The sequence below is a fragment of the Marinobacter sp. genome, assembly GCF_033722195.1.
Taxonomy (GTDB): domain Bacteria; phylum Pseudomonadota; class Gammaproteobacteria; order Pseudomonadales; family Oleiphilaceae; genus Marinobacter.
The window spans coordinates 1-3,150 of the sequence record NZ_JAWVZL010000174.1 but is presented as its reverse complement, the minus strand read 5'-3'; the positions used below and the strand labels follow the sequence as shown (position 1 = coordinate 3,150).

The window sequence follows — 3,150 nt, the reverse complement described above, 5'->3', positions numbered from 1 at the left end:
TCCGACCTGGGCACACTGCGCACCAAGGCCGAGCCCCAGTCCGACGGCTCCTACGCCATCACCGGCACCAAGATCTTCATCTCCGCCGGCGAGCACGACATGGCCGACAACATCATCCACCTGGTGCTGGCACGACTGCCGGATGCCCCCAAGGGCACCAAGGGCATCTCCCTGTTTGTGGTCCCCAAGTTCCTGCCGGACGAGAACGGCGAGCCGGGTGAGCGCAATGCCGTCAGCTGTGGCTCCATCGAGCACAAGATGGGCATTCACGGCAACGCCACCTGCGTCATGAACTTCGACGGCGCCAAGGGCTTCCTGGTGGGTCCCGAGAACAAGGGCCTCAACTGCATGTTCACCTTCATGAACATCGCCCGTATCGGCACCTCCATCCAGGGTCTGGGTGCGGCGGAGCTGGGCTTCCAGGGTTCACTGGAATACGCCCGTGACCGTCTCGCCATGCGCTCACTCAGTGGTCCCAAGGCCCCTGAAAAGGCCGCCGACCCGATCATCGTGCATCCGGACGTGCGCCGCATGCTGCTGACCCAGAAGGCCATCGCCGAAGGCGGCCGTGCTCTGGTGTACTTTGCCGCCCAGCAGGCGGACATTGCCGGCAAGGCCGAGTCCGAGGAAGAGCGCAAGGAAGCCGACGAGCTGCTCAGCTTCCTGACCCCCATCTCCAAGGCGTTCCTGACCGAGATGGGCAACGAGTCCGCCAACCTGGGCATGCAGGTCTTCGGTGGCCACGGCTTTATCTCCGAGTGGGGCATGGAGCAGAACGTGCGTGATGCCCGCATCGGCACCATCTACGAAGGCACCACCGGCATCCAGGCGCTGGATCTGCTGGGCCGCAAGGTCCTGATGACCCAGGGTGAAGCCCTCAAGCGCTTTACCAAGCGGGTGCACATGTTCTGCAAGGAGCAGTCCGGCAACGACAAGATCAAGGAATTTGTCGAGCCACTGGCCGCCTTCAACAAGGAGTGGGGCGACATCACCATGAAGATCGGCATGTCCGCCATGAAGAACCGGGAAGAAGTGGGCGCCGCCGCCTACGACTACCTGATGTACTCCGGTTACGGCGTCAGCGCCTACCTCTGGGCCGCCATGGCCGAAGTGGCCCAGCGCAAGCTGGACGAGGGCACCAGCGAAGAGGCCTTCTACAAGGCCAAGCTGCAGACAGCGCGCTTCTACTTCCAGCGCCTGCTGCCACGGGCCAAGGCACACGCCGATGCCATGACCGCCGGTGCCGACTCCCTGATGGACATCGAGGAAGAGCATTTCATGTTCTGATGTCCCTCACTGGAAAGGCCCTGTTCTGCGGGGCCTGACAGAAAAAAGTCAGCACTGACCCGCACCGTTCTCCAGTAACGGTGCGGGTTTTTTGTTTTCAGACTGAGAATTCGTTCGCAAACGTGTAAAATACGCCCACGAAATCTGACCCCAACCACGAGGATCTTGTCATGGCGGACTATCAGGCCCCACTGCGGGACATGCGCTTCCTGCTCAATGAAGTATTCGACGCGCCGGCCCAGTGGGCCTCGCTGCCCGGTCTGAGCGAGACCGTGGACCCGGACACGGCGGATGCCATACTGGAAGAGGCGGGCAAGATCGCCGCCGGTACTCTGGCGCCGCTGAACCGGGTGGGGGACGAGCAGGGCTGTCAGCTGCAGGACGGCGTGGTGAAAACCCCGGAGGGCTTCCGTGAAGCCTACCGCACCCTGGCGGAAGGGGGCTGGGTCGGTCTCGGTGGAGATCCCGAATTCGGCGGCATGGGCATGCCCAAATCACTGGTGGCCCAGGTGGAGGAGATGAACCAGGCGGCCAACATGGCCTTCGGCCTGTGTTCCATGCTCACCGCCGGCGCCTGCCTGGCCCTCCACGCCCATGGCAGCGACGAGCTCAAGCGGCGCTATCTGCCGAAGATGTACGACGGCAGCTGGTCCGGCGCCATGGACCTCACCGAGCCCCACGCCGGCACCGACCTGGGCATTATCCGCAGCAAGGCGGAGCCACAGGACGATGGCAGCTACCGTGTCTCCGGCACCAAGATGTTCATCACCTGGGGCGAGCACGACATGGCGGAGAACATCATCCACCTGGTGCTGGCCAAGCTGCCGGACGCCCCGCCAGGGCCCAAGGGCATCTCCCTGTTCCTGGTGCCCAAGTTCCTGGTGAACGATGACGGCTCACTGGGTGAGCGCAACGCCTTCTCCTGCGGCTCACTGGAGAAGAAAATGGGCATCAAGGGCTCCGCCACCTGTGTCATGAACTTCGACGGCGCCCGTGGCTGGCTGGTGGGTGAGCCCCACAAGGGCCTGATGGCCATGTTCACCATGATGAATTACGAGCGACTGGGTGTGGGCATCCAGGGGCTGGGCACCGCCGAGGCCTCCTACCAGAACGCACTGGCCTACGCCCAGGAGCGTCTCCAGAGTCGCTCCCCAACCGGCGCCCAGGAAAAGGACAAGGTGGCGGACCCCATACTGGTGCATCCGGATGTGCGCCGCATGCTGCTGAAGATGAAGGCCTTCAACGAAGGTGGCCGTGCCTTTGTCACCTACGTGGCACAGTGGCTGGACCAGGCCAAGTTCACCGAGGACGAGCAGCTGCGTGAGAAGGCGGACGCCATGGTGGCCCTGCTGACCCCGGTGACCAAGGCGTTCCTCACGGATCGCAGCCTGGACGCCTGCGTGGCCGGCCAGCAGGTGTTCGGCGGCCACGGTTATATCCGTGAGTGGGGCCAGGAGCAGCTGGTGCGGGATACCCGCATTGCCCAGATCTACGAGGGCACCAACGGCATACAGGCCATGGACCTGATGGGTCGCAAGATCGTGGCCAACAACGGCCGCTATTTTGAGCTGTTCGCGGAAGAGATCGCGGAGTTCATCACCAGCAACCAGGACGACCCGGCACTGGCGGAGTTCCTGCCACGACTGGCGGCCGCACTGGAGCGTCTGAGCGACGTCACCGAGCATGTGATCAAGGTCTCCGCCGAGAACCCGGCGGAAGTGGGCGCCGCGGCCGTGGACTACCTGGACCTGTTCGGCCTCACCGCACAGGCCTACCTCTGGGCCCGCATGGTCAAAAGCGCCGCCCCCAGGGCGGAAGGGGACAGCTCCGGCTTCTACACCGGCAAGCTCAAGACCGCCCGCT

General features: G+C 63.8%; 2 protein-coding genes. Both read left to right on the top strand.

Features of this window, described 5'->3' with window-relative positions:
* Nucleotides 1-1,287 (top strand): acyl-CoA dehydrogenase C-terminal domain-containing protein (locus tag R3280_RS16400; RefSeq protein ID WP_318999683.1); only part of this gene is annotated, 1,287 nt, incomplete at its 5' end.
* A 170-nt stretch (nucleotides 1,288-1,457) separates the two neighbouring features.
* Nucleotides 1,458-3,150 (top strand): acyl-CoA dehydrogenase C-terminal domain-containing protein (locus R3280_RS16395; protein WP_318999682.1); only part of this gene is annotated, 1,693 nt, incomplete at its 3' end.